Genomic DNA, 26,502 nt, shown 5'->3' on the forward strand with positions numbered 1-26,502 from the left:
TTCCGATCTTTTATTTCTGGCTTTCCTCGTATCCCGTATCTGCCTTCAGATCAAATCCCTCTGCGGCCTGCACCGCCAGCACATCACATCGTTCATTTTCAATGTTTCCGGCATGACCTTTTACCCAGATGAATTTGGGTTTGTATTTCAAATGAAGAGGAATATATCGTAACCAGAGATCTGGATTCTTTTTGTCTTTGAAGCCTTTTTTCTGCCAGCCCCAAATCCAGCCTTTCTCTACAGAATCAACTACATACTTGCTATCAGAATAAATCTGAACAGGAAATTCTGTTGTATTGATAGCTTGTAATGCGCGGATTACAGCCAGCAATTCCATGCGATTGTTGGTAGTAAGACGGAAGCCTTCGGAAAGTTCTTTTCGGTGTTTGCCGAATTTCAGAACGGCACCATAGCCTCCCGGACCGGGATTGCCTTTGGCAGCGCCATCAGTGTAAATGGTAATCATGAAACAAAGTAAATAAAAATCTAACCGAGAATTGGGTTAAATGCCCGATTCCACTCCTATAGGAAAGGCATTAGTTTTGAAAATCTTGACAGCGATGGAAAGAAGAATAATCCCAAAAATCCTTCTCAGGACGTCCAGACCAGTCTTTCCGATTTTTCGCTCCAGCCAACCAGTGCTTTTCAACACGATATAAACCAAGATCAGATTCAGAAGAATCCCGATTCCAATATTGATTTGAGCAAACTCAGCTTTCAGTGTCAGAATAGTAGTCAAGGTGCCTGCTCCTGCTATCAAAGGAAAAGCAATCGGAACAATAGAAGCACTATCGGTAGCATCTGGATCAGATTTGAATAGCTCAATGCCCAAGATCATCTCTGCGCCAATCGCAAAAATGATCAGCGCACCTGCAATGGCAAAATCCTCCACTCCAATGCCAAACAGACTCAATATAGCTTTGCCTGCTAAAAGAAACAGAATCATCAAAATACCAGCAGCCAGAGTAGCTTTCTCGGATTGGATGTGACCGACTTTCTGTCTCAGATTTACTATAATCGGGATAGAACCAAGGATATCAATCACAGAAAAAAGGATCAAGGAAACCGATAAAATTTCTTTCAAATCAAACATTCCGCGAAAGTAGGGAATTTAACCTTTGAGGTCTATAAGACCTCGAAGGTTTTTGGATTAAAATAAAGAGAAGAAAAAAGGCGTCTAACCATTGAGGTCTTACAGACCTCGATGGTTTTGTTAGAACAAAAATCCTATCCTTCTAAAGAATATTCATCAAGTAAATATTCATCCATCAAACTATCATGGATTTTTAAAAACTCGTGAATACCACCAAACCATACCAAACCCAATTCTTTAGATACTTTGGAAGTTTTGTTTGTGCAATAAGATTCAAATGAAGAATACTTCCACTCATTTACCTTTTTCACTAAACCATGCTTAATGGGGTTTAAGTGAATGTAAAGGATGATGCGACTTAGGTAATTTTCATTATCAATTACTTTACGTTTGAATTTTCTCTGAAAAAGCCCTCCATTCCTATCAATTGATTTATTGAAAGCTTTTGCATAACCATTAAGAAAATTGGAAAATGCCTTTACTATTGCCAAATCTTGCTGGTTTTCTCGAATCCTAACCAAGAAATGAAAATGATTTGGAATAAGGCAATAAGCAATCGTCTCAAAAAAGTCATCACAATAAAGAGAATACCTGCTCAAGAAAAACTTATAATTCTCATCCCTCAGAAACAATTCTTGATTACCAATCGACCTGGAGTAGAGGTGATAGATTTTACCAGATTCAAAAGTCTCAGATGAGTTTTTCATAGCTGATTAAAAAGTAATCTAAAATAAAAAATTCTTTGGGTTTTATTAGTCTCTACGATTACATAAAAACAAAACCTCCAAAGTCATTAAAAGACTTCGGAGGTTTGTAAACCTAAGACCTTCGGGGTTTTATAAACCCCAAAGGTCAAAATCAATACCTTCCCAAAAACCCAATCAACTTATCCATTTCGGCATTGGTGATTGCAGGGAAATTAGCGATTCGGAAGCTGGTTGGTTTATGAGGCCCATAGCCTGAACCCAACTGCATACCTTCTTTTTCAGCGTCTTTTTTCACAGAAGCTATCAAATCTTCAGGTCCCGTCACTGCCAAAACTGTGGTACTTCTTGTCTCAGCATTATCCACCAGCATTCTAAGCGACTTTGATTGAGCAACAGCATTTTCGAGTTTTTGCATACGCTCACGAAGATTCGCATCGATGTGTTGGATTTCTTCCAAATCTTTCAAAACTCTGTTTAACAGATAAATTCCCAGAACATTCGGAGTATAATGCGTCTGATATCCGGCAGCATTTTCCAACATAAAACTTAAACTGTTGTAAAGCCCTTTTTCTCCCTTGTCCTCACACTTTTCTATGGCTTTTGGAGACAAAATCAAAATCCCCAGACCTGCAGGAAGTCCGAAGCATTTCTGCACAGAACCATACCAGATATCTGCTAAGCTAAAATCAAATTCAATCCCAGCCATAGAAGAAGTAGTATCCACCGCGATCGTTTTCTCAGGATATTTATCCTTGATTGCCTCAATCACGGACATCGGAACCTGCGTAGCATTGGCAGTTTCATTTTGCGTGAGCGCGATCACATCAAAGTCCTCGCTGATTTCTAGACTCGCCACATCGAGTGCTTGATTTGCTTCGATTTTCAGGCCGTCAGTAGCAGGATTGATATGCTTGGCAAAGCCTATCCACTTTTTGCCAAAGGAACCTGAGTAAATATGAAAACTCGCCTGCTGCACAATGGACTGAGTGATAATTTCCCAGTTTTCGGTAGCGCTGGAAGTGAAAAGCAACTTGTAATCATCCGGCATGTGCAGCTTTTCACGCATCAATTGCTCAGTTTCCTGATACAAATGCATAAACGCATTGCTGCGGTGATTGGCACTTAGGATACCTGCAGTGTAGGCATCTTGCAAATAAGTGGGAAGGGCATCGTAAACTTTAGATGGCCCGGGTGCAAAAGTGAGCATAGAATAATAGGTTATTGAAAATAGAGAATTCCTAAAGCGTATCCTTTCAGGCCAAGTCCAGAGATCATGCCGACGCAGGATTTGGAAATAATGCTTTTGTGGCGGAATTCCTCTCGCTTGTAAATATTGGAAATATGAATCTCAAGAGTAGGTGTGGTCACTCCAGCAATCGCATCTGAAATAGCCACAGAAGTATGTGTATAGCCTCCTGCATTGAGCAGAATCGCATCATAGGTAAAGCCTACCTCATGTATTTTATTGATCAATTCGCCCTCCACATTACTTTGAAAATAATGCAGTTCGATATCCTGAAAAGCTTTTTTCAACCCCTCAAAATATTCTTCAAAAGAGGTGCTTCCATAGACTTCCGGCTCCCTTTTTCCAAGTAGATTGAGATTTGGGCCGTTAATGATCATTATCTTCAAAACAATATTCGGTTTGATGGTTTCTGAGTCAAAGTTAAAAGGATTTTCAGTTTTAAAGTGGTAAAGTTGGAAGGTTTGAATGTGGCAAGGTAAGACACACTAAACTTTCTAACTTTAACACCTTACAACCTTACAACCTTAATGCATAAAGACTGGAAAAACCACATCAAGCAATTCCGGCATTTCCTTAAGCTAGAGCGATCCCTAAGTGGGAATTCAATCGAAGCATACACTCGCGATGTTGAGAAGCTAGCAGCTTATTCGGACGCGAATTTCCCTGAAAAAAGCCCTTTGAACTTGGAATTGGAGCATTTAAGAAAGTTTGTAAATGACTTAGCTAAACTGGAAATATCGGATTACACGCATGCCAGGATCATTTCGGGAATCAAAGCCTTCTACAAATACCTAATGTATGAGGACAGAATTACTGAAGACCCGGCTCAACTTCTCGAAGCCCCAAAACTTGGCCGAAAACTGCCGGACACCCTGAGCTATCAGGAAATCGTGCAACTCTTGGAAGCTATTCCTCTTGGCGAACCTGAGGGTCATCGCAATCGGGCCATGCTGGAAATGTTATATAGCTCAGGGCTTCGGGTTTCTGAATTAATTGAATTGAAAAAAGGGCAGGTATTCGAAGATGTTGGATTTCTAAGAGTTACTGGAAAAGGCAATAAAGAGCGACTAGTTCCTATCGGAAAAGATGCGTTGAAATACCTGAATATCTATAAAGATGAGGTTCGGGTGCATCAAGTCATTGCAAAGGGTCATGAGGAATATGTATTTCTAAACCGCAGAGGCAAGAAGCTTACACGAGTCATGATTTTTCTGATTATCAAAAAGACTGCGGAGCAAGCTGGAATCGAAAAGAACATTTCTCCGCATACTTTCCGTCATTCCTTTGCCACGCACCTGATCGAAGGCGGTGCTGATCTTCGGGCGGTGCAGGAAATGCTAGGTCATGAAAGCATCACCACTACGGAAATCTACACGCACTTAGATCGGGATTATCTGCGGCAGGTGCTGACGGATTTTCACCCAAGGAAATAAATGTTGGTTGTTGGTTGTTGGTTGTTGGTTGTTTGAAAATTAATAATTTCGTAGAAGCCTTTTTATCCTTAATTAACCGAAGTAATTACTGAAAACACTACCATGACCTATCTCATCAACAAACTTTTCCCACGCATAAACAACCTCACCAAGCGTCAGAAACTCATGTTTCGCCTTTTGCTTCTCAGTGTGAGTATGATACTTTTTGGAGCTTATTTTAAAATTAACGGTAAACCAAATACTGATTTAATTCTAGGCTCAGCAATGGTTATTCATGTTATTTCAATCATTGGATTGGTGAGTAAATGGGCAAAGTATCGTACCGTAAGTGAGTTTTAAAGTATTGAATAAGTACATGATGAAAAATGGTTGCCTTCTACTTATTACCCTTCTCGTTTTTTCTGCCTGCTCATCTACTAAAATCTATCCTAGAATCAAGTGTCATGTTCATCTAAACCAAAATGATGGAATATTACTCCTTCCGCTCAACTGGCAAGAGAGCTTTAGAAAGCTTTCTCCTGGAGATCACAGGTATCTGGAAGAATTGATTGTCGAAATATTTCAAGAGGAGGGTTTTACCAAGGTGGCCATCTATGATCAAATGGAATATGAACTGCTAAAGGCAGGCATCAAAGACATTAATGACCCTGATCAACTTGCTCAACTTAATCTAGAGCTGGGGATATCCTATCTCATAGGGCTAAGTTTGGGAGAATTAGCATGGACAGGCAACTGGGAAAAAATCGATCCCTCCGACTTTAATTCTCCAAGCTATTGGGATGCAGATACGGAAGTCAAAAGCAGTCTTCGGATCGCAATGAAGGAAACTGCAACAGGAAATATTATTTCTGAAAAATCCGTTGAAACCAATATGGGAGGATTTCCAATTCCAATCGGTGACGGAGAAACGATAGATTTGAATTCCGCTTCACTTTTTAAAGCTGTTAGAATTTCAACCCGAAAAGGGATCAAAAATCTTATAAAGGATTGTAGACCTTAACCTGATATGGGCTGAAAGCTGCAGACTTTTAGGCACAAATAATCAACTAGTCTGTTGACTTAGCTCGAAGTAGCCATTTGCTGCTGGAAAGTAAGCACGATAAATTCTGCAGGATGAGTTATAGCGACTCTAATACTAACATTCATATATCCATCCAAAATATCCTGCGCAGTCATCGTTGTCCCGAGTCCACATTCCACAGAAAATGCATCGTCAGGACGTGACCCAGCCAAGCCTCCTTCTTTCCATACATTAGTCAAAAAGTTATTAATCATAGACTTCACTGCGGTCCAAGTATTTGCATCATTAGGCTGAAAAACATAAGCTTCTAGAGCAGATTTGCAGGACTGCTGAAGAAATATAAGGGTTCTCCGAACAGCAATATATCGGTAATCCTGACTATTTCCGTCAAGCGTTCTCGCTCCCCAAACCAGTACGCCTTCGCCTATGAAAGAACGAATTACATTTATTGATTTCCCGCTGACTGGATCTACGTTAAGCGGTCCCTGCTGATCATTATTCAGAAGAATAGGCAGGTCTTTAACTTGGTTGATTCCGATATTTGCAGGAGAATTCCATACTCCTTTGACATTATCATTCATAGTGATCAACCCAGCCATCGCAGCACTTGGAGGTAAAGTATTAGCTAAATCCAGTACTTTGGCGAAAAGCGAAGCATAAAATGCACTCGATTTAAGCAGGGCATTATTGAGCTGATTGACACTGATCGATTGATTATGGATATCATTGATCATTTCGAAAACACTTGTGACTGAGGCATCGCTGTTTTTAGGATTGATTAGCTCAGACAATTGATCCAAATCCCCTCCAAAGAGATTCGTGTAATTCAAATCCTCCGGCTGAAGAACTGTGGTTCCCAAAAACGGAAAATAAGCTGCGCCAAAGCAAAGCCCAATGCTTCCTGTGCTATTTCTAAAATTCTCGACTAATTGAAGGTAATTCTGCTGGGTAGGATTATTCCCTCCTTGCACATCAAGCAAACTCATGGTAGATCCAAGCTCTTCACATTGAAGAAGCATAGCTTGCATTAGTGTGGCATAATTTTCATTTGAAAGTAAAGTCGCATCAGGAAAAACATACAGTGTGGGCTCAGGCTCCTTTTTCAACAGGGAAAGTCCTTGTAGAAATGCTTTCAAAGAAACATTCTGATTTATCAAGGGATCATTTGAGCCAAGAGGTCTGCCCGATACTTTACCATATGTTCCTACAGATACGATGTAAGCTTCACCTCCACCATTTTCAAAAAACAGTTTCACACATAAAAATAGATAATAAATGGTGCTAGGATCGGGTAGTATTAGATAGTCGCCCTTAGCTAAACTGAAAGAATTGACAGCTACTTGACTTTTGGGTTTGTTAACCACAAAATAGTTTGGACTATACTGCTGTGGCAAGTCTCTTTCTTTTTTGGGGATGCAGAAAATAGCCAAAAATTCATTCCATGAGGAAATTTTAATAGGAACATTCAAGTAAGACTTACCCTGATATTCTGCCTGTGGCGTATAACCTACAAAAGCAGGAACAGCTGTAGGTACAGCCACTACTGAATTGGGAAAGGCATTCTTCTCTTCTATATAAACTCCTGGTTTCTTATACTTTGCAGCCATGATTTGAATAAGTTGAAAATGGAAAATGTGAAAAAGAAAAAGATGGGCTAAACTTGATTCCAGAGCAGAATTTTCACGATTAACTATGAGTACAGTAATTTTGGAAGAAAGCCTCTTCAATTCTAAAATAAGGTTTATTTCAAACTATACCTTAGAATAAGCCGAAGACTTTCCTACAAGTTTGCTTGAAATATCCTTCAGAGAGGAGTTTGTAACCGCATGTAAAAACCATCCATATTGTAGACTACCAAAAAATCTCAAATTATAAATTCTCTATCTTCATTCTTATGAAGCAAGTGATCATATTACTATTCTTGATATTGGTGAGTTTAATTCCAAAAGATTCTCAGAAAATCCAGAAATCATTTTTCGAGGACTTTTCTTCCTCAAAGTCAAAAATTTTCCGCTACGGTTCTACAGGAATGCCAGCCGATTTCAAATACAAAATGGGAATCTCATCTCCCTCCGAGCCTAAAACTGAAATCCTTTCTTTTAAACTGAACCCAGACGAAAAAGCAGGCCCAGGCAAGGGTCCGGAGATCATTTCCAAGCATTTCACACATTTTGGAACTTACTCTGCTAGGCTAAAAGTGCCAGATGTAAGCCATAAGCAACCGAATGTGGGAGCAGTTGTCGGATATTTCACCTATCATGAAGATGAGAAAGAAGGACTGAGTGAAATTGACTTTGAATGGCTGATAGCTGACCCAAGAATTATCTACGTTGGGACTTGGACTGGGGAGCAAGGCAAGTTGCAGCGCATAGGCAGAATCATCAATCTAGCTGAAGGGAAAATCCTCGAAACAATCTCAAAAGTGAATTACGATGGGACTCCAACTCTCTTAACTGGCTTGCAGAATATCCCGGAGAGTATTCCCGCGATCAAAAATTACGATGCTTCTAAACAGTTCTATACCTATGGTTTTGACTGGGAAAGTGAAAAAATGCGCTGGTGGATGCTTCATCCTGAGACGGCTGACACCCTAATATTATGGGATTATCAAGGGTCTCCACTAGGAATTCCCCAACATGCGTCCAAGTATAGAATGAACTTCTGGCATACGATAGACTGGGCAGTGGAAGGCAATCCAAATTCTCTTGAGAAGCCTGAATTCCCCTTTGAACTGGAAGTGGACTGGATGGCCTACAAAAAAAATAAGCTACTCTAAGGAACTTTTGAACAGATCCGGCAGAAAAGAATATTCAAAACAACTTGTTAAATTTTGCAAATAGCTGTACCTCAGCATTTCATAAACAGACCTTTTTTAGTTAACTTTTAGTTCAAACTAATCAGCTATCCTATGAAGAAGGCGCTTTTATTCGGAATATTATCATTTCTTTTAATTTCCCCTGAGCTTTTTGCCCAATCAAAAACAGAACTAATTACCGTAGATGGAAATCAAATGCGGGCTAAAACTTCAGGTTTAGCGAAGCGAAAAGCGTACCAGCCCATTGTAATTCTGGAAGCAGGAAGTGGGGAAAGTTTAGAAGTGTGGAATTCAGTATTTGAGCAAATCGCTGAGTTCTCCCCTGTGCTATCTTATGACCGACTTGGGCTTGGGAAGTCAAGCGATTCTAGCGGAAAGCCTTCAGTAGATGCACGCGTCGAAGAACTGGAAGCACTTTTGGCAGAAATGAAAATCCAACCTCCTTATATTTTAGCGGGAAATAACTGGGGAAATCTTCTGACACGTGAATTTGCAGAAGATCATCCAAGTGAAGTAGAGGGAATGATTTATGTTGATCCTGTTTTGGATACAGAAAACTCAGAGCAACTCAGTGCATACTTGAGCGAAAAAGGTTTGGATGGGGATCAATTGATTTCCGAATATATGGATTATCAAAAATTGAGAATGACTGGAAGATCAACAGGAAATAAGCAGGAAGCAGAACTGTTTTTGACGATGCTCAAGGACAATAAGTTAATCTGGTCTTCACAAGCGGTACCGGAAGTCAACTCATTGGTGATTCTAGGAAGTAGATTTAACGCATTTCCAATGATGGGTTCACTTTCAGCAAATTCTGGTGAATTTTTCAACTTATTGATTGAGTCCAAAAAGAAATTTCTAGACGAGTACACACCTATTCACCCCGAATATTCTGTGCTTCTCTCTTCAGGGTCATTGAATTCACTTCTTCTCCAAGAGCCTACGCAAATAGCACAATCAGTTCGCCAGGTAATTTACGCTGATCCAAATAAGAAAATCGCGAATGCTGCACAGAAGCTCAGCCCAGAGGAGTTTGATACATTTATCACAGATCTCTACTCCTATCTGCCCGGCTCGTTACTCACTGAAGAGAATATCAACATGATGGGTTATAGTCTCATGCGCTTTGATAAATACAAGCAAGCGGTTTCACTTTTCCGAAAAAACCTTGAAAATCATCCAAATTCAGCCAATGTCTATGATTCTTTAGGTGAAGGTCTAATGGCTTTAGGAAGAGTAGAAGAAGCTGTTCCTCTTTTCCAAAAAGCAGTAGAAATGGGTGCTGAGCCTCAACATCGGGACTATGAGCTTTTCAAAAAGAATTTGATCAAAGGAGAAGAGATGCTGGCAGGGATGGATAACTGATTTTTCTTAAGAAAATGACAATTCTAAATCGACACAAAAACTAAGGACATTCCATAATCACCTTTTTCACCGCTAGCAAAAATCATTTTAGAGTTTGACAATTCCACAAGTTGCAAACTGAAAAAGTTGTTTTTAATGACTCCATTAACTACGGAAGCCTTGCTGATCGAAATGAAGATGAGACCTTCCTGCTCATAAAATTCATAGGAAGCCGTGGTGATTTCATCCTCCGGATCGACGTCGCTACAGCTGATTTCCCCCGGAACAACCTGTATTTCATTCGTTCCTTTCTGGAAAACAAAAATATCATCAATAAAACAGGCGTTTTTTGCACTTAGCACTTTCTGCTTGTAATTATCATAAAAAGCTTCAATTCTCCAATCCTTCAGATCAGTACCATGCAACTTGTATAAATCTTCAGTTGTGTATTTTTCTTGAAAAAGAGGCTCTTCATCAGGACTACAAGCAAATAGAATGAGAAATATAAAACTGGCTAAAAATAAAGAATGAGAAATTTTCATTTGAATGTAGATACGTGTAAGAGTTGGGAAAAAATGCTTCTCAAATCCTAAACCAATTTTAAAAATACCCGATTTATAACCACAATTAATTTTAGCTAGACATGTAATCGCCTGATTCTTTGAAACAAAAAAACGAAGCACTTTTTGCCTCGTTTCATAATTTTAAAACTCAACTCTATAACTCAATATCGGAATCAGCGGAGCCTGATAGGAAGTTTTGATCTTGTTTTCCATAGGTTCGAAGTATTCTCCATACACATTCTTCCGATTTGTAGCATTTTGAATATCAAGTGCCCAGGTACGGGTGGATTTTGGCTTGTTTTTCTTAAGACTAAAGCGAAGATCGGCTCGGAAATAATTCGGGCTTTTTTCCGAATAAAGCTGATCTTCAATATAAACGCCTTCACCTTTTTCGATAGAAGCTGCCAAATCAATCGGTGTATCACGTAATCCACCACTATAAATAGTTCGAAGATTTATCCCAAAAACCCGGTTCTTCTTTAGGACATATTCCTTTCCAGCTGTGAGGGTCACATTGAAATTGCCATTATACGCCGTATTTCTCCAGACATTCTCGTTGGTTATATACTGCGAATTGTACAGGGAGGTGGAAAGAAGAAAGTACAAATCATTATGCGTAAACTGCTCCAAGGTCACTTCAACCCCATAGTTTTTCCCAAAACCCTCATTGACCAACGGATCCGTGGCAAAAGTCCATTGCTGATTGATGATAGAATAGCTCTCATCTTCGCCATTTTTGATAGGAATATTAAACAAATGCTGGTAATACGTTTCCACTTTCATCCGTAAATAGGGAGTGAGCGATCGATCATAACCCAGCACAAAATGATGTGATTTGCTAAGATCTAGATCTTCATTTGGAAGCGTAATTTGCCCATCAACTTCCTGCTCGGCGAAGTAAGTCCCGAGCGGCTGCACCTGGGAATGTAAGCCGTAACCCACGCTCAAACGCTGCTTTTCGTCCAGCGCATAGGACGCACTGAATCTAGGTTCGATAGACTTAGAATCATTCAGCAAAAGTTGCAAATAATGTAAGCCAACATTAATTGTTAAGCGTTCACTCGCTCGGTAGTTCAGCTGGGAAAAAGCCTGGATGCTCTGTGTATTTCCTTTGGAATTGATGTTCGTCTCCAAGCGTTGTGACTCCTCCTCAAAACTATCTTCGCGAAGATTATAGTACAGCTGGTTCACATAAAAACCAGATCTCAAATTCGCCTTTGCCGAAAATTTAGTATTCAAAACAGAACTGAGTGTGATTTTCGAGTTACTGTAGTTTTCGTAGAAGCGATCCTCAAACTGCAAATTATCATCCAATCTATTCTCTGAGGTTCCCAAGGAATTCCCCGACGCCAGAACGGTAGTTTGCAGGAAATTTGCCTCATTCAAAATAAAAGAATGCTTGATCCCAACTGCACCAGAATTGGAGAAAAATGTCCCGCCGTAGCGATCGCCTTCAGACTCCCACTCCAATGAATCTGTCAAAGCATCACCATTCTGATCACTTAGTCCACCGAACCCAAATAAGGTAATCGTGCTTTTTGGCCCTGTTGGCAAATAGACGTTGAAAGACAAATCCTGGAAATTTGTCACAAAATCGCCCAGAGGAAGTCCGATTTTCGAGAGCATGGACAGCGTGGAATACCGATAGTTTATCAGATAAGAACCTTTGTAGTTTTTGGCAATAGGACCTTCCGTAGCTACATCCAATCCAAGAAATCCTGCCTGAAGTGTAAACTCCTGATTTTCATTATTCCCCTTTCGCAAGCTCAGGTCAAATACGCCAGAAAGTGCATTACCATATTCCGCAGGAAAAGCTCCTGTCAGAAAATCTGAGTTTGCCAAAAGTTGTGAACTCAAGATGGAGACACCGCCGCCTGAAGTGCCAGGATTCACAAAGTGATTTGGATTAGGAATCTCGATTCCTTCCATCCTCCAAAGCAAGCCATTGGGACTATTGCCACGGATAGAAATATTATTATTGCCATCATCCGTACTTGTAACGCCCGAAAAAGATAAAGCCATTCGCCCTGGGTCATTTACCGCAGCGGCAAACTTCCTAGCTTCCTCCACAGAGAATGTGCGTCCACTCACCTGAATCATATCATTGATCGTTCGTTCTTTATCTATAGCGGTGACAACAAATTCGTCGATTTGAGTGATATCTTCTACCAAAGGAATAGTGAGAACCACTTCCTTTCCTGAGTTCAGTTGCACATTAGGAAAGATGATTTCCCTGAAGCCCATAAAACTAATTTTAAGCGAATAGGCACCTAATGGGAGATTTGTGATCTTAAAATCTCCAGCTAAATCTGTGGTGGTGCCGACCACAGGATCTGACCCAATAATCATCACTGTGGCACCAGGCATTGGAGCTTTTGTGATTTGATCGATCACTGTACCACGAATAGTTTGTGTGAGTTGCTGCGCTTGAAGGGGATTGATTGCCATGAAAAATAGTATCCCCAAAATCTTTGTAAACGAATTCATAATAATTGGTTTAGTTTGATTCTATGACAAGGGGTTGGGGATTTACCCTTAGTGGCAAAAAAAAATCTCGCGGCGGCGCAGCGGTGCGGCGATTTAACTATTCAGTGAATCCCATTTTTTTTTGAAATCCTCCCGCAACGGCGCGAAGGAGCAATTGTTTTGGGGTCAAATTCTTACTGTCCCGTTTCCTTTTATCCTGACCCACTTATCCTTTGAGCATCTTTGTACGTCATTCCCATTTTTAAAATCTTTACTTTTGCGCCCTCGTTATTAACAACCATGGAAAAGGAATCAGAATCTGTAACACCAGTGAAAATCACCGCTGAACAAATTGCTCAAGCTATCGCAGTGCTCGAAGGGTTGAATGCGGATACTGACCAGATTTTTGATATTCCTAAAGAAAGTAGGCTTGCGCTATTGATGGCTGCAGGGCAATTTTCAAGACCAAGCAAAGAAGAACTTGCCGAGCGTAAAAAAGGCGCTAAGAAGATCCACAGAAAGAAAGTTACCGATAAAGACAAATCTGCCCGAAAAACAACTGGCATCCGTTCTGCTCGGGAAGCTTCTGTTTTCATCGCACCAACTATGCTGGAATTGACTGGAAAAGAAGCTGATGAAGCCATTATTCTCGAATCACCTCGCGAATGCTATGTCTGTAAGGAATCCTTCGATAGACTGCATCATTTCTACGATACCATGTGTACAGGTTGTGGGGATTTCAATTACGCCAAGCGATTCCAGACTGCGGATCTGAAAGGACAAGTGGCTTTAGTGACGGGTTCTCGCCTGAAAATTGGCTACCATATTACGCTGATGATGTTAAGATCGGGAGCGACTGTGATTGCCACTACTCGATTCCCGGTGGATTCAGCTTTGCGATTTGCCAAGGAACCTGATTTTAATGAATGGGGAAATCGACTTCATATTCATGGCTTGGACTTGAGACATATCCCAAGTGTGGAGATTTTTTGCAATTACATAGAGCAGAAATATGATCGCCTGGATGTATTGATCAACAATGCTGCTCAGACAGTTCGCCGACCATCTGGCTTTTATCAGCATTTGATGGAAAATGAGACCTTGGAATGGAATGACCTCTCTTCAGCTTCGCAAAAATTACTTGCCGATCATCATGCCTGCTTGCAGGAGATTCGTATTCTTAGTCAGGAATTCGCCGATGGAGAAAACAAAAACTTACCTGTCTCCTGGCATGGAAAGCAATTAGGAATAGGATTGACTTCCTCTGCCCAGCTGACTCAAATTCCTTACAGCATCGATGATTCCTTGAGTTCTGAGGAGATTTTCCCTATTGGAAAACTTGATGCTGATCTTCAGCAAGTGGATTTGAGAAAAACGAATAGCTGGAGATTGAAGCTGGGAGAAATCCACACCAACGAAATGCTTGAAGTTCAGCTAGTAAATTCTGTTGCTCCGTTTGTGCTATGCAATCGTCTTGTAAACATCATGAAGAAGGATAAAACGGGTAAAAAACACATTATCAATGTGTCGGCGATGGAAGGCAAATTCCATCAATTCCACAAGGAAGCCCGACATCCACATACCAACATGGCGAAGGCTGCATTGAACATGATGACATTAACTTCGGCAGCTGAGCTACCTAAATTTGGAATATACACCAATGCAGTCGATACAGGCTGGGTGACGGATGAGGATCCAGCTGAGTTGGCGAAACGTAAGCAGGATTTACATGACTTCCAGCCTCCTCTTGACATTGTTGACGGAGCAGCCCGAGTAATGGATCCGCTATTTGATGGGATCAATACAGGAAAACATTGGAATGGAAAATTCCTGAAGGATTATAAACCGACTAGCTGGTAGGGTATTCTCACGGCGGCGCAACGTCGCGGCGTTTAAAGGCTAGGTGTCTCACTGAGCAAAGTCGAAGTGTCTCCCGCCAAGGCGCAGAGGCGCAGTTTTCTTTATCCTGGTTAGAAACTCATTTAAAACAGGGCTGAAAGCCCTAAATAACCTAGACCAGCCTGCTAGGGCTGGGTGCTCTGGGAAACGTGCCAATCTCAAAAGCTCTGAAAGAGCGAAATAAAACCCCTTTGGCGCTTTGATATTTTGAATTGAAATACTGATCATGCCGTTGGCATTTAAGATTTCTCTTTATTCACCAAGCATTTCATACTGGGCTTGTATTGGTCATACCGTTGGTATGCAGAAGGAGAACTAAAAAGCCCAGATTCTGGAGAAGAAGCACAACTAACTTCAATCCATCTTCCTAACCACTTCCTTAATAATCTCTGCCATTACAGGCTCGGCTATTGCGGCAGCAGCAAGAACTTCGGCAATAGTAACTTTGGCTATTTTCCCTTCAACTCCCAAATCCGTAATCGCAGAAATACCAAATACCTCAATTCCCGCCTGTCTAGCTACGATCACTTCAGGAACTGTACTCATGCCAACTGCATCCGCTCCTATTCCACGTAGGTATTTGTATTCTGCTGGAGTTTCAAGATTTGGACCCTGAACGCCGACATATACTCCTGTATGAACCCGGAAATTATTTTCTTTAGCAAAACCTAAAGCAATTGCAGTTAAATCAGTAGAATAGGCATCACTCATATCCGGAAATCTAGGACCAAATTCTTCGTAATGCTTTCCTCGAAGCGGGCTCTCGGGAAACATATCTATCTGATCCCGAATCAGCATGACATCTCCAACTTCCTGTTCTGGATTCAATCCTCCACTTGCGTTTGAGACAAGCAATGTTTTTACACCGAGCTTTTTCATCACGCGAATAGGAAAAGTAACTTCCTGCATGGAATAGCCTTCGTAGTAATGAAAACGTCCTTTCATTGCCATCACTTTTTTCCCTGAAAGCTCTCCAAAAATTAATTTACCTGAGTGACTTTCTACAGTAGCTAACGGGAAATTGGGGATATCTGCGTAATTAATTTCCTTTTCCACTGTGATCTGCTCACCCAAATGTCCAAGTCCGGTACCAAGAATAATTCCTATTGATACCTGGCCAGAATATTTGGATTGGATGAAAGAAGTTGCTTCAGAGATTTGATTTAGGTAGTTCATACGATGTAATTTGCCAGCCCTAAATATATAAATTACCTCCTAGCTTCAAACTTTTATAGTGCTAAGAGTGTATTGCATTTAGAAAAAACAAAACATGATCAAAATAATCGTAGGAACCAACCGTAAGAATTCTGTTTCAAAAACTATTGCAGAGCTTTATCAAAGCATTCTTAAGGAGAAAGGAGAGCAATCAGAAATCCTTGAATTGGAGGATTTACCCAGTGATTTTATAGATAATGCACTTTATGAAAATAACGGGAAACATGAGTTGTATAACGAGTTCCACGATCAATTAGTGGATGGGAAAAAGTTCGTTTTTATCGTCCCTGAGTACAATGGTTCTTTCCCGGGAATCTTGAAAACCTTTATAGATGGGATGACCTACCCTAATACCTTCAGGAATAAAAAGTGTGCTTTGGTGGGTATTTCATCTGGAATAGGCGGCGGTGGCATCGCTATGAGCCACCTTACCGACATCTTCCATTATCTGGGAATGCATGTCCTTGCTCTCAAGCCGAAACTGGCTAAAATAGAGCAAAATATGTCAGATAACCTGCTCACCAACAGGTTGTACATGGACTTGCTGCAAACCCAGGCAGACATGCTGCTTGAATTTTAGGACTTAGTCCACATTATCGTGCAGGAATCTATTATTTCCTAGAATCTCATTGTCATCGCTCAAGTTGTACTTACTGATGCTTGGCTCAGAGCTATGCTGAGGTTCGTTCAATACTACATTTTTACGCTGATAAGCAGGAACTTCCATTTTCTCCTTCAATTCTTCTGGAGTTGGGTTGAAAGCACGGTTACCTTTTAGCTTTTCAAAACGCTCGTGCGCTCTTTGAATCGCCTTTTGCTTCATTTGCTCATAGTAATCATTTGCAAAAGCTGGAGTAGCTGGCTCTTCTTTCTTAGGCTCTTCAGCAGTATTTTTCTCCTCCTCTTCTTCGAAAAGGTCATGTACGATTTTCTCTTGAGCCGGCTTTGGAGCCTCAGCTTTCACTTCCTCCTTTTTCATAAAAGAAAATAAGCTTTCTTTCTTTGGAGCTGGCTTAGGCGCTTCAACTGGCTCTTCTCTCTTTGGAGTTTCAGCAACTGGCTTCACTTCCGGAGCTGGAGTTGGTGCAGGAGCAGGAGCAGGAGTTTTTGGCATAGAGAACACAAAAGTAGATCCGTTAGCAACTGGCTCTTCTTTCACTTTCTCGGATTTACCAGAATCCAAATTGATTACTGTTTTCTCTTCTTCTACTTCCTGCACTGGACTTGGAGTTGGAACTGGAGAAGGCGCAGCAATTGCTTTTGCTGTTTCCTCTCTTTTAGTGCCAGCTAATCTGTCCATTTGGAAACCTGTAGCAATGACAGTTACACGGATAGCTTTGCCCAATTCCGGATCAATACCTTGACCAAAGATCACTTCAGCATTGTCGCCAGCTTTCTCCTGGATGTATTCAGTGATTTCGCTCAATTCGTCCATTGACAATTCCTCATCTTCTCCAGACATGATAGAAAGCAAGATTTTCTCAGCTCCTTTGATGTCCACGTTGTTCAACAATGGAGAAGAAATGGCAGCACCGGCTGCACGGATTGCACGTCCTTCACCTTCCTCGGTTGAAGATCCCATCACCGCAGCCCCAGCGTCTTTCATTACTGTCTTCACATCTTCAAAATCCACGTTGACATCCTGATGAACAGTGATGATCTCAGCGATAGATCTTGCAGCAGTAGATAAGATATCATCTGCTTTGCTGAAAGCAGTTCTGATGGCAAGATTGCCATAGATCTCTCTCAATTTGTCATTCAAAATAACCAAAACCGTATCGCAATTCTCACGAAGTGCTTCAATACCAGCCTGAGCCACATTCATTTTCTTTTTTCCTTCAAACATGAAGGGGGCAGTCACAATACCCACAGTAAGGATATTGAGCTCTTTCGCGATTCTAGCTACCACAGGAGCTGCACCAGTACCGGTACCTCCACCCATTCCTGCTGTGATGAATACCATTTTGGTATTGTCAGCCAATAGTTCACGGATCTCATCCTCTGATTCTATCGCTGCATTTTTACCTTGCTCAGGATTTGCACCAGCACCTAGACCTTCGGTCAAATTGGCGCCAAGTTGCAATCTCAAAGGTACCGGGCTAGACTTAAGTGCTTGAGCATCGGTATTGACTACCACAAACTCAACGTCCTTAATCCCTAGACCAAACATGTGGTTTACGGCATTGGAACCGCCTCCTCCTACGCCAATTACTTTTATAATTGACTTCGGGTTTTTGTGTAAATCAAATCTGTAATCTTTCATGTTATCTGACATATTTATATTTATTGGTGAATTTTCTATGGTTGTATTAGTGGAGTTTTAAAAAGGGAAATTGGCAGCAGAGCCATCAATCTCCCCAATCATAAGCCCTAGTAATTAATATCGTCTCCGATGTCATCGCTTAGAATTCCTTTCAGTCTTCCGGCGATTTTATCGAATATGTCTTTTGGATTGATCTCCATACTTTTCGTTCTTTTCACTGATTTCCCATTGGCAGTGCGGTTGGTATATCCCTGATCTCTATCGTCGAGTGCTTTATATCCTGCCAGTACCAAGCCTACCGAGGTTGCATACATTGGACTTTTCACTTCTTCGATCACTGACTTGCCCAAGTGTTCATTTGGATAGCCAATTCTAGTATCCAGTCCAGTCATGTATTCAAACAGCTGGCTGATAAATTGTAATTGTGACCCACCGCCCGTCAGGACAATTCCTCCTGCCAGTTTCTTGTAGTGGCCACTTTGCATGATTTCATTTTGGACGATCTCGATGATCTCTTCCATTCTTGCTTGAATGATTGAAGCCAGGTTTCTAATGGAAATCTCTTTTGGAGCTCTATTTCTTAAGCCTGGAATCGATACGATCTCATTAGGATTTGCTTCTTCTGTGATGGCTTTTCCAAATTTGGTTTTTAGCAATTCAGCTTGGTTCTGCATCACCATGCAGCCTTCTTTGATGTCTTTGGTGATGATATTTCCTCCCAAAGGAATCACAGCTGTATGACGGATAATGTTCTCGTAGAAAATAGCGATGTCTGTGGTACCGCCTCCTATATCCACCAGGCAAACGCCCGCTTCTTTCTCATCATCACTCAAAACAGAAAGTGAACTTGCCAACGGCTCCAGAATCAGTTGCTTGGAAACTAAATCTGCTCGGCGTACACATCTGTTGATATTGTTGATAGCGGTGGTCTGGGCTGTAATGATATGGAAATCAGCCTCTAGACGAGTACCCGACATCCCAACTGGATCTTTGATACCACCTTCGTAATCCACAGTGTAATCCTGTGGCATTACGTGAATAATTGTGTTTCCCGGAGGAATAAGGATGTTTTCCATCTCACTGGAAAGTCTCCTTACGTCTTCGATAGTGATCTCATCATCCGTCGGCTGACGCATAATGCTTCCACTCTGAATCTTACTTTGTATATGCTGGCCAGCAATTCCCACAATGACATCAGCGATGTCCACATTGGCCATTTCCGAGGCTTCTTCCACCGCCTTTTCTATTGCATGGACAGTTTTGTCTATGTTGGTCACTACGCCTCGATCAACTCCGTCAGAAACGGCTTTGCCCATACCAAGCACCTCGAGTTTACCATACTCATTTTTGCGGCCTACGATGACACAGATCTTGGTTGTCCCAATATCCAGTCCTACTATTAATTCTTTGTTTTCCATATCCAAGCTATTATTCACAGACGATTTGATCCTTAAACTTCACGCTTACACGGTTGTAAGCACTCCACCCCTTGCGAGGCAATATTTCCTTATAAAAGACCGATATCCGGTCAAACTTATTTACTATGTCATGTGCATCTCCGAACTCGATGATTTGTCTCCCTACCTGCTGATAAAGGCGGATATCATCTCTGGAATTCAATTCCACTTCGGTGATTTGAGCATTCCAAAACTCATCTTCCGTGATGAATGTGATCAAGTCCATCAACTCAGGCATATCCGTATTGATTTCGCCTTTATCCATCAATCTCTCTGCATATTCTCCTTCCAAAATCAGCACTCGACTAGTGTATGAAGTCGAAGTAGGAATGACTTTTCCTTCCGTTGTGATATATCCATCTGCGCCTAAAGGCTGCGCAATTCTTGCAATCGGCTGATGCTGGCTGATCTTCAAATTCAAAATCCCCTTCTGACCCAGCATCGCCTCAGCCGACTTCACAAATGGATGACCCAGTAGTCTAGCTTCGATTGCCTTCATCGGAACCTCTTCCAGCATCAACCCAGCTTTCAAGTCTGGAAAGGCTTCACTGAGGATCTTAGCGATCTCAGCATCTTCCACGAAATAAACTCCACTTACTCCTTCAATGTCAATCTCAGTACCTTGGAAGGTTTTATACAGGGTTTGCTTTTCCACAAAACCAATAAACCCCACCAGCACCAATGTGAGCACTACAAAAGCAAGCACTTTCTTTATATTGGCCCTCTTCATAATGCGTATCGGTTAAGTCCTTCTTTCATCCATGATGCTATTACTGGCACCAGACGATCGATATCACCAGCTCCCAGTGTCACCAAAACTTCCGGAGAAGTCTGATCCAAATGGTTTATCAAATTCTCTTTGGAAACCAATTCTTTATGTCCCGTATTAATGCCTTCAAGAAGCATAGCAGAGGTAATTCCCTCAATTGGAAGCTCCCTTGCTGGATAGATATCCAACAAAATCACCGAGTCTGCCAAGGATAGACTTTCGGAGAAGCCTTCGGCAAAATCTCTCGTGCGGGAAAACAAGTGAGGTTGGAAAATCACTGTCAGCTTTTTAGCTGGAAACATCGCACGAACAGAACTCAAGCATGCTCGGATCTCCTCAGGATGATGCGCATAATCATCGATGAAGACCTGATTTCCTTCATTTACATGAATCTCAAATCTTCTCTTTACTCCTTTGAATGAGCTAATTCCTTTCCTGATTTGCTCCTCAGATATCTGATGATCCAAGGCAATTGCAATAGCAGCCAAGGCATTTTCCACGTTATGAAATCCTGGGATGAACAACTCTAAACCCTTGATTTCATTTTTGCCATCCACATAATCAAATACAAATGACCCTGGTCTTGCCTGAATATTTTCTGCGCTGATCCCAGATGATCTTAATCCGTATTCCCGAGTTGAGACTTTTGGAAGTTTACCTTCTCCCAGTCTTTGCGCGGCATGCTGCTGTATGTATAGCCTGCCTTTTTTATCTACCAGATTGACGAACTCAAGGAATCCATCGAGGATATGCTGCTCGTCTCCGTAGATGTCTAAGTGGTCAGGATCAGCGCTAGTAAGCACAATCTCATTTGGATGAAGTCTTAGAAATGAGCGGTCAAACTCATCTGCTTCCACTACCACTAATGTGGGGTCTTTAGACTTTTTGCCTCCCAAAATCAAGTTGCTCTGGTAGTTTTGAGTGATTCCGCCAAGGAAAGCCACCACAGATTTCTTTGCAGATTTCAGCATGTGAGCGATCATGGAAGAAGTGGTTGTCTTGCCATGTGTCCCAGCTACTGCGATGGTGTAGTACTTATTCGTTACTATACCTAGCACCTCAGATCTTTTCTTAATTTGGAAGCCATGATCTCTGAAGAAATTCAACTGAGCACTTTCCTTCGGCATAGCCGGAGTCCAAATGATCAGTGCTTTTTCAGGATTCCCTGTAACTGAACTTGGGATAGTTTCTTGTTTGTCATCGAAAGAAATTTGCATCCCTTCAGTGATCAACTCATCGGTCAGCGGCGAAGGTGTACGGTCATAGCCAGACACGGCATATCCTTCATGGCGAAACCAGCGAGCCAAGGCGCTCATGCCAATGCCACCAATACCGAGCAAATGGACGCTATTTATTCCTTCGAAACTCATGCGATCAATAGTTCTACTTCCTCCACTATGGCGTTGGCCGCATTCGGCTTAGCCAGATTCTTTATATTTTTCCCTAATGACTCAGACAGTTGAGTGTCCTTCATTAGCTCCATTATTTTTTGTTCCAAAGCGCCTACGGCTTCTGAATCTCTCAAAAGCAATGCGGCATCGTGGCTTACATAAGCCATGGCATTTTTGGTCTGATGATCCTCAGCCACATTTGGAGACGGGATGAAAATCACCGGCTTGCCCACGAGAGAAAGCTCAGAAACTGACAATGCGCCAGCTCTCGACACAATCACATCAGCCGCCGCATAAGCCAAATCCATCTCGCGTATAAATTCATTCAGGTGAATATTCTTCAATCCTGACTCAGCCAGCTTGGATTTCATTTCCTGGAAATAAAACTTACCGCTCTGCCATAGCACCTGATAGCCCTCAGCCTCCAGCTTTTGCATATCGGCGAGTACCGCATTATTCAGTGTTCTAGCTCCAAGTGAGCCTCCCAAAACAAGAATTGTTTTCTTATCAGTATCAAGTCCGAAATGGACAATTGCTTTCTCTCTTTTTCCAGATAAATCCAGGATATCCTTGCGAACTGGATTACCTGTGTAGGCAATTCTGTCAGCTGGGAAAAAGCGATCCATTTCAGGATAAGCCACACAGATCTTCTTAGCTCGCTTGGCCAAAATTTTATTAGTCAAACCGGCATAAGAATTTTGTTCTTGAACCAGCGTTGGTATTCCTTTCTTTTGCGCAGCATAAAGTACCGGACCACTTGCATAGCCTCCGACTCCTACTACCGCATCTGGATTGAAATCCTTAATGATTTTCGAAGCTTGGGTCAGGCTTTTCAATAATTTGAAAGGAAACTTAAGGTTTTCCAGAGACAAACTTCTTTGCAATCCAGCCACCGGAAGACCTTTTATTTTGTATCCAGCTTCTGGTACTTTTTGCATTTCCATTTTGCCCAAAGCACCCACAAATAAGATCTCGCTGGCAGGATGTTTTTCCTTCCAGGCATGGGCAATAGCGATAGCCGGATAGATATGTCCTCCGGTACCTCCACCACTGATCAAAATGCGATATGTGCGCTGTGCGTTAATAATTATGCGGTTTTAAGTCGTGTTTTATTCCCAAAAGCAGAGCTAGTCTGCGATTCATCCTGATGATCTCCACGGCTTACCGAAAGGATAATTCCCAGCGATATTCCAGTGAAAACCAAAGAGGTCCCCCCCATACTTAGTAGTGGCAGTGGCAAGCCTGTTATCGGACCCAAGCCAACGGCCACAGCCATATTCACTAAGGCTTGGATCACCAATGCGAAACTCAGTCCCGCAGATAGCAATCCACCAAATGCTTTATTTGAATTTGCCACGATACGCATGCCCCGGTAAAGCAAGGCGAGGTATAGGAATAGCACGGAGAATCCTCCGATCAGACCATATTCCTCGATGATGATGGCATAGATAAAATCCGAGTAAGGATGCGGAAGCGAGTTTCTCTGCTCAGAATTTCCTGGGCCTTTTCCTCCTATTCCTCCAGTTGCGATTGCGATGTAAGATTGCTCAGCCTGGAATGGGATTTCATCCTTGTTCATAAAGTCTTCAACCCGGGATACAAGAGTTGCTCCTCTTTGTCCTATGAATCCAGCAGCTGTCAATCCTAATGCGCCAACCATTAACACCATTGCTAAATATTTCACAGGAACTCGCCCTATGAACATGATGAGCAAGCACGTAATCAATAGAAGAATTGCCGTTGAGAAATTTGCCATAGCGATCAATCCACTGATCAATCCTATCGCAATAATGATAGGCACGAAAGTGCTCTTAAAGTCCTTGATATTATTTTGACGTCTTGCAAGCATACCCGCAATCGAAGCTATCAAGGCCAATTTTGCTAAATCTGAAGGCTGAAATGCTTGGTTAATTACCGGAATGGTAATCCAGCGATTTGCCTCATTGATATTGGAACCAAACAAATAAGTCACCAGCAAAAGTGGGATAGATATAATCACTCCCAATCGAGCGTAAACTGCATACTTTCTGTAAGGAATTTTGTGGGCAAACCACATCACCACCAGCGACACGAAAATCAACATGGAATGTCTGATCAGGTAGATCTCTGTATTTCCTCCCGCATATTTATACGCCAAAGAGCCCGTAGCGGAATACACTACCAGAATACTGAAAAGCGACAATAGAATGACAATGCCCCAAATGATCGGGTCGCCTTTGAAATTCCTATCTATCCATGCTTTAAACTCACTCATGAGATGGCTTTGGTTTTAAGGTTTTCTACAGCTGCGCGGAATTGATTTCCGCGGTCTTCATAATTTTTGAATAGGTCAAAACTTGCGCATGCAGGCGATAGCAATACAATATCTCCAGGCTTGCCTAGTTCTTGGCCCCAACTCACTGCTTCCCGGATATCCTGAGTTTCCCGGATATCAGCTATATCTCCTGCAAAAGCTGTTTTTAGTTTATCATTGTCCTTGCCCAAGCAAATCAGCGACTTCACTTTTTCATTTACCAAAGGCTTGAGTACTGAGTATTCGTTACCCTTATCCACCCCACCAGCGATCCAAATCAAAGGATTCTCATAGCTTGCCAAGGCGTAAGCAGTAGCTTCCACATTAGTCCCTTTGCTGTCATTGATGAATTTCACGCCGTCGACTTCTCTGACTTCCTCCATTCGGTGTGGCGCGTTTTTGAAGGTTTGATAACCTGCGATCATCTGAGATTCGGTTACCCCGGCACAAAGTGCTGCAGTTCCGGCGCAAAGTGCATTTAGCACATTATGCTTTCCTTTGATGGAAAGAGAATCCATCGGAATTTGAGCTGATTTCCCTGCTATTTTCATCTCAAGCGTGAGTCTGGATAAATAGCCTCCACTTTGCTGCGCTTGCTCGAGTGAAATCCAGTTTTGGGTTGCAGGAATTGTTTTGGTCTTCAATCCTTCCAAAGTCAAATAGTCTTCTGCGAAGAAAATGGCTTGATCAGCTGAAGTCATATTTTTGAAGATCCCAAACTTGGAATCCATGTATTTATCAATCTGATAATCGTAGCGATCCAAGTGATCAGGCGTGATATTGGTCAGAATCGCAATGCTAGGCTTGAAAGTCTGGAAACCGTCGATTTGAAAGCTACTGCACTCGATCACCCAATAGTCATGATCTCCTTCAAGTAGTTGGCCAGCCCAGCTTTTGCCTACATTTCCAGCTAGTCCCACATCTAAACCCGCTTCTTTCATCAGATGGTAAGTAAGCAAAGTCGTGGTAGTCTTTCCATTGGTTCCAGTAATCGCAATCACCTTTCCTTTGGAATAACCGAAGGCAAATTCCAATTCGTCGATAATTGGAATCCCAATGATCAATGCCCTAGCTACTATTTCTGTTTTTGGAGAAATCCCAGGACTCTTAATGATCAAGTCGGCACTCAACACTTTGACTTCGGAATGTTTGCCTTCTTCATATGGAATCTCCAATCGCTCCATTTCTTCCTTTCTAGCGGGAGAAATCTGCCCAGCATCCGATACAAAAACGACATAGCCATTCTGCTTGGCAAGCATTGCTGCTCCCACTCCGCTTTCTCCTGCACCCAGAACGACTATTCTGTTCATATTTATTATCTAAGTTTTAGTGTTGCCAAAGTGATCACTGCCAAAAGAATCCCCACAATCCAGAATCGGGTTACGATCTTGGCTTCAGGGATATTTTTCTTTTGGTAATGATGATGAAGTGGAGACATCAGGAAAATCCTTCTGCCTTCCCCGTATTTTTTCTTGGTGTATTTGAAGTAGCCCACTTGGAGCATCACACTGACATTTTCGATTACAAAGACTCCGCACATTACTGGAATAAGTAATTCTTTGCGAAGCGTCAAAGCCAAAACCGCAATCACTCCTCCAAGCATCAAGCTGCCTGTATCGCCCATAAAAACCTGGGCCGGATAGGCGTTATACCAAAGAAATCCCACACAGGCACCAATGAATGCCGCAGCAAAAATCACGAGCTCACCCGAGTTGGGGATATACATGATATTGAGGTAAGAAGAGAAAATAGCATTACCGCTGATGTACGCGAAAATCGCAATCGTCAACCCGATAATGGCGGAGGTTCCCGCCGCAAGCCCATCAATTCCATCGGTGATATTTGCACCATTTGAAACAGCCGTGATAATGAACGTCACCACGAAAATGTATAGAATTGGAGTCATCGCTTCGCCCATAAAGCCAAGCAAAGTCTCGTAATTCAGCTCGTTATTTTTGGTAAATGGAATGGTAGTTTTAGCCACTTTCACATCTCTGTAAACCGAGGTTTCTACCACACCTTCTTCTATAGAAACAGAATTTGGGAATTCACGGATAACTACACTTTCGTTGAAATAAAGCGTGGAACCTACGATAATGCCGATACCGATCTGACCGATGATTTTAAATCTTCCTGCAAGTCCTTCCTTGTTTTTCTTGAAAACTTTGATGTAATCATCCACAAAACCAATCCCTCCAAGCCAAACTGTGGTGATCAGCAAAAGGATGATGTAGATATTATTAAGATCTGCAAAGAGTAAAGTCGGGATCAAAATGGCCGCCATGATCATCAAACCACCCATAGTTGGAGTACCTTTCTTCTCCTGCTGCCCTTCCAAGCCTAAATCTCTTACCGTCTCACCGATCTGCTTATTTCTGATCCAAGCGATAATTTTGTGACCAAAGGAGATGGTTATGATTAAAGAAAAAAGCGATGCCATTCCAGCACGGAATGAGATATAACGAAACACCCCTGTCCCTGGGATATCAAGTACTTTGTCCAAATAATCAAAAAGTGGATATAACAT

24 protein-coding genes are annotated in these 26,502 nt (G+C 41.8%); 7 read left to right on the forward strand and 17 right to left on the reverse strand.

Going from position 1 to position 26,502, the window contains the following annotated elements:
• Window positions 1-10: 10 nt before the first annotated feature.
• From rnhA to aroQ, 5 genes are all read right to left on the reverse strand, one after another.
• Entirely contained in the window at window positions 11-466 is a 456-nt protein-coding gene (gene rnhA / locus ACPUEN_RS12660; RefSeq protein ID WP_425636279.1) for a ribonuclease HI, read from the reverse strand.
• A gap of 36 nt (window positions 467-502) precedes the next feature.
• Window positions 503-1,093 carry a MarC family protein gene (locus ACPUEN_RS12665; RefSeq protein ID WP_425636280.1) on the reverse strand — a complete coding sequence of 197 codons (591 nt, stop codon included), beginning with the start codon at window positions 1,091-1,093 and terminating at the stop codon, window positions 503-505.
• Between the two features lie 134 nt (window positions 1,094-1,227).
• Window positions 1,228-1,800, reverse strand: coding sequence for a transposase (locus ACPUEN_RS12670; RefSeq protein ID WP_425636281.1), 573 nt, complete (start codon window positions 1,798-1,800; stop codon window positions 1,228-1,230).
• A gap of 151 nt (window positions 1,801-1,951) precedes the next feature.
• Window positions 1,952-3,007 (reverse strand): aminotransferase class V-fold PLP-dependent enzyme, encoded by a 1,056-nt coding sequence (locus ACPUEN_RS12675; RefSeq protein ID WP_425636282.1) that lies wholly within the window; start codon window positions 3,005-3,007, stop codon window positions 1,952-1,954.
• Window positions 3,008-3,018: 11 nt separating this feature from the next.
• Window positions 3,019-3,432 (reverse strand): type II 3-dehydroquinate dehydratase, encoded by a 414-nt coding sequence (aroQ, locus tag ACPUEN_RS12680; RefSeq protein WP_425636283.1) that lies wholly within the window; start codon window positions 3,430-3,432, stop codon window positions 3,019-3,021.
• A gap of 141 nt (window positions 3,433-3,573) precedes the next feature.
• Between aroQ and xerD the strand changes: the two genes are divergently transcribed.
• From xerD to ACPUEN_RS12695, 3 genes are all read left to right on the forward strand, one after another.
• Window positions 3,574-4,479, forward strand: a complete 906-nt coding sequence (xerD, locus tag ACPUEN_RS12685) for a site-specific tyrosine recombinase XerD (protein WP_425636284.1) — start codon at window positions 3,574-3,576, stop codon at window positions 4,477-4,479.
• Window positions 4,480-4,581: 102 nt separating this feature from the next.
• Window positions 4,582-4,818: a hypothetical protein gene (locus ACPUEN_RS12690; RefSeq protein WP_425636285.1), complete on the forward strand. Its 237-nt coding sequence runs from the start codon at window positions 4,582-4,584 to the stop codon at window positions 4,816-4,818.
• Window positions 4,808-5,479, forward strand: coding sequence for a hypothetical protein (locus tag ACPUEN_RS12695; protein WP_425636286.1), 672 nt, complete (start codon window positions 4,808-4,810; stop codon window positions 5,477-5,479). Before ACPUEN_RS12690 ends, ACPUEN_RS12695 begins: the two co-directional genes overlap by 11 nt.
• Window positions 5,480-5,538: 59 nt before the next feature.
• Here ACPUEN_RS12695 and ACPUEN_RS12700 read toward each other — a convergent pair whose 3' ends face one another.
• Window positions 5,539-7,107: a phage tail sheath family protein gene (locus ACPUEN_RS12700; RefSeq protein ID WP_425636287.1), complete on the reverse strand. Its 1,569-nt coding sequence runs from the start codon at window positions 7,105-7,107 to the stop codon at window positions 5,539-5,541.
• 287 nt (window positions 7,108-7,394) lie between these two features.
• On the opposite strand from ACPUEN_RS12700, the gene ACPUEN_RS12705 reads away from it, so the two are divergent.
• Together ACPUEN_RS12705 and ACPUEN_RS12710 are read left to right on the forward strand one after the other, a co-directional pair.
• Window positions 7,395-8,276: a glycoside hydrolase family 16 protein gene (locus ACPUEN_RS12705; protein ID WP_425636288.1), complete on the forward strand. Its 882-nt coding sequence runs from the start codon at window positions 7,395-7,397 to the stop codon at window positions 8,274-8,276.
• A gap of 132 nt (window positions 8,277-8,408) precedes the next feature.
• Entirely contained in the window at window positions 8,409-9,680 is a 1,272-nt protein-coding gene (locus tag ACPUEN_RS12710; RefSeq protein ID WP_425636289.1) for an alpha/beta fold hydrolase, read from the forward strand.
• A gap of 23 nt (window positions 9,681-9,703) precedes the next feature.
• On the opposite strand, the gene ACPUEN_RS12715 is transcribed toward ACPUEN_RS12710, so the two are convergent.
• Together ACPUEN_RS12715 and ACPUEN_RS12720 are read right to left on the reverse strand one after the other, a co-directional pair.
• A complete protein-coding gene (locus ACPUEN_RS12715) occupies window positions 9,704-10,342 on the reverse strand; it encodes a hypothetical protein (RefSeq protein ID WP_425636290.1) in 639 nt (212 codons plus the stop codon).
• A 21-nt stretch (window positions 10,343-10,363) separates the two neighbouring features.
• On the reverse strand, window positions 10,364-12,709 hold the full coding sequence (locus tag ACPUEN_RS12720; protein ID WP_425636291.1) for a TonB-dependent receptor: 2,346 nt from the start codon (window positions 12,707-12,709) through the stop codon (window positions 10,364-10,366).
• Between the two features lie 279 nt (window positions 12,710-12,988).
• Here ACPUEN_RS12720 and ACPUEN_RS12725 point away from each other — a divergent pair, with 279 nt between their 5' ends.
• On the forward strand, window positions 12,989-14,548 hold the full coding sequence (locus tag ACPUEN_RS12725; protein ID WP_425636292.1) for an SDR family NAD(P)-dependent oxidoreductase: 1,560 nt from the start codon (window positions 12,989-12,991) through the stop codon (window positions 14,546-14,548).
• A 393-nt stretch (window positions 14,549-14,941) separates the two neighbouring features.
• On the opposite strand, the gene ACPUEN_RS12730 is transcribed toward ACPUEN_RS12725, so the two are convergent.
• A complete protein-coding gene (locus tag ACPUEN_RS12730; protein WP_425636293.1) occupies window positions 14,942-15,763 on the reverse strand; it encodes a purine-nucleoside phosphorylase in 822 nt (273 codons plus the stop codon).
• Window positions 15,764-15,857: 94 nt separating this feature from the next.
• Here ACPUEN_RS12730 and ACPUEN_RS12735 point away from each other — a divergent pair, with 94 nt between their 5' ends.
• A complete protein-coding gene (locus tag ACPUEN_RS12735; RefSeq protein WP_425636294.1) occupies window positions 15,858-16,382 on the forward strand; it encodes an NADPH-dependent FMN reductase in 525 nt (174 codons plus the stop codon).
• Between the two features lie 3 nt (window positions 16,383-16,385).
• Here ACPUEN_RS12735 and ftsZ read toward each other — a convergent pair whose 3' ends face one another.
• The 8 genes from ftsZ to mraY form a co-directional block, all read right to left on the reverse strand.
• Window positions 16,386-18,077: a cell division protein FtsZ gene (gene ftsZ / locus ACPUEN_RS12740; RefSeq protein WP_425636295.1), complete on the reverse strand. Its 1,692-nt coding sequence runs from the start codon at window positions 18,075-18,077 to the stop codon at window positions 16,386-16,388.
• 95 nt (window positions 18,078-18,172) lie between these two features.
• Window positions 18,173-19,483, reverse strand: coding sequence for a cell division protein FtsA (gene ftsA / locus ACPUEN_RS12745; protein ID WP_425636296.1), 1,311 nt, complete (start codon window positions 19,481-19,483; stop codon window positions 18,173-18,175).
• A 10-nt stretch (window positions 19,484-19,493) separates the two neighbouring features.
• Entirely contained in the window at window positions 19,494-20,252 is a 759-nt protein-coding gene (locus ACPUEN_RS12750; RefSeq protein ID WP_425636297.1) for a cell division protein FtsQ/DivIB, read from the reverse strand.
• Entirely contained in the window at window positions 20,249-21,661 is a 1,413-nt protein-coding gene (gene murC, locus ACPUEN_RS12755; protein ID WP_425636298.1) for a UDP-N-acetylmuramate--L-alanine ligase, read from the reverse strand. The genes ACPUEN_RS12750 and murC overlap by 4 nt, the downstream gene beginning before the upstream one ends.
• Window positions 21,658-22,740: an undecaprenyldiphospho-muramoylpentapeptide beta-N-acetylglucosaminyltransferase gene (gene murG, locus ACPUEN_RS12760; RefSeq protein ID WP_425636299.1), complete on the reverse strand. Its 1,083-nt coding sequence runs from the start codon at window positions 22,738-22,740 to the stop codon at window positions 21,658-21,660. The genes murC and murG overlap by 4 nt, the downstream gene beginning before the upstream one ends.
• Window positions 22,741-22,769: 29 nt before the next feature.
• Window positions 22,770-23,936, reverse strand: coding sequence for an FtsW/RodA/SpoVE family cell cycle protein (locus ACPUEN_RS12765; protein WP_425636300.1), 1,167 nt, complete (start codon window positions 23,934-23,936; stop codon window positions 22,770-22,772).
• A complete protein-coding gene (gene murD / locus ACPUEN_RS12770; RefSeq protein WP_425636301.1) occupies window positions 23,933-25,285 on the reverse strand; it encodes a UDP-N-acetylmuramoyl-L-alanine--D-glutamate ligase in 1,353 nt (450 codons plus the stop codon). The genes ACPUEN_RS12765 and murD overlap by 4 nt, the downstream gene beginning before the upstream one ends.
• 5 nt (window positions 25,286-25,290) lie before the next feature.
• Window positions 25,291-26,502 (reverse strand): phospho-N-acetylmuramoyl-pentapeptide-transferase, encoded by a 1,212-nt coding sequence (gene mraY / locus ACPUEN_RS12775; RefSeq protein ID WP_425636302.1) that lies wholly within the window; start codon window positions 26,500-26,502, stop codon window positions 25,291-25,293.

The organism is Algoriphagus yeomjeoni, from assembly GCF_049821175.1.
GTDB lineage: Bacteria > Bacteroidota > Bacteroidia > Cytophagales > Cyclobacteriaceae > Algoriphagus > Algoriphagus yeomjeoni_A.

Excerpts from the sequence above, each read along its gene's own strand:
- rnhA (WP_425636279.1), bottom strand. The coding sequence starts at position 466 with ATGATTACCATTTACACTGATGGCGCTGCCAAAGGCAATCCCGGTCCG.
- ACPUEN_RS12665 (WP_425636280.1), bottom strand. The coding sequence starts at position 1,093 with ATGTTTGATTTGAAAGAAATTTTATCGGTTTCCTTGATCCTTTTTTCT.
- ACPUEN_RS12670 (WP_425636281.1), bottom strand. The coding sequence starts at position 1,800 with ATGAAAAACTCATCTGAGACTTTTGAATCTGGTAAAATCTATCACCTC.
- ACPUEN_RS12675 (WP_425636282.1), bottom strand. The coding sequence starts at position 3,007 with ATGCTCACTTTTGCACCCGGGCCATCTAAAGTTTACGATGCCCTTCCC.
- xerD (WP_425636284.1), top strand. The coding sequence starts at position 3,574 with ATGCATAAAGACTGGAAAAACCACATCAAGCAATTCCGGCATTTCCTT.
- ACPUEN_RS12690 (WP_425636285.1), top strand. The coding sequence starts at position 4,582 with ATGACCTATCTCATCAACAAACTTTTCCCACGCATAAACAACCTCACC.
- ACPUEN_RS12700 (WP_425636287.1), bottom strand. The coding sequence starts at position 7,107 with ATGGCTGCAAAGTATAAGAAACCAGGAGTTTATATAGAAGAGAAGAAT.
- ACPUEN_RS12705 (WP_425636288.1), top strand. The coding sequence starts at position 7,395 with ATGAAGCAAGTGATCATATTACTATTCTTGATATTGGTGAGTTTAATT.
- ACPUEN_RS12710 (WP_425636289.1), top strand. The coding sequence starts at position 8,409 with ATGAAGAAGGCGCTTTTATTCGGAATATTATCATTTCTTTTAATTTCC.
- ACPUEN_RS12720 (WP_425636291.1), bottom strand. The coding sequence starts at position 12,709 with ATGAATTCGTTTACAAAGATTTTGGGGATACTATTTTTCATGGCAATC.
- ACPUEN_RS12725 (WP_425636292.1), top strand. The coding sequence starts at position 12,989 with ATGGAAAAGGAATCAGAATCTGTAACACCAGTGAAAATCACCGCTGAA.
- ACPUEN_RS12730 (WP_425636293.1), bottom strand. The coding sequence starts at position 15,763 with ATGAACTACCTAAATCAAATCTCTGAAGCAACTTCTTTCATCCAATCC.
- ACPUEN_RS12735 (WP_425636294.1), top strand. The coding sequence starts at position 15,858 with ATGATCAAAATAATCGTAGGAACCAACCGTAAGAATTCTGTTTCAAAA.
- ftsZ (WP_425636295.1), bottom strand. The coding sequence starts at position 18,077 with ATGTCAGATAACATGAAAGATTACAGATTTGATTTACACAAAAACCCG.
- ftsA (WP_425636296.1), bottom strand. The coding sequence starts at position 19,483 with ATGGAAAACAAAGAATTAATAGTAGGACTGGATATTGGGACAACCAAG.
- ACPUEN_RS12750 (WP_425636297.1), bottom strand. The coding sequence starts at position 20,252 with ATGAAGAGGGCCAATATAAAGAAAGTGCTTGCTTTTGTAGTGCTCACA.
- murC (WP_425636298.1), bottom strand. The coding sequence starts at position 21,661 with ATGAGTTTCGAAGGAATAAATAGCGTCCATTTGCTCGGTATTGGTGGC.
- ACPUEN_RS12765 (WP_425636300.1), bottom strand. The coding sequence starts at position 23,936 with ATGAGTGAGTTTAAAGCATGGATAGATAGGAATTTCAAAGGCGACCCG.
- murD (WP_425636301.1), bottom strand. The coding sequence starts at position 25,285 with ATGAACAGAATAGTCGTTCTGGGTGCAGGAGAAAGCGGAGTGGGAGCA.
- mraY (WP_425636302.1), bottom strand. The coding sequence starts at position 26,502 with ATGTTATATCCACTTTTTGATTATTTGGACAAAGTACTTGATATCCCA.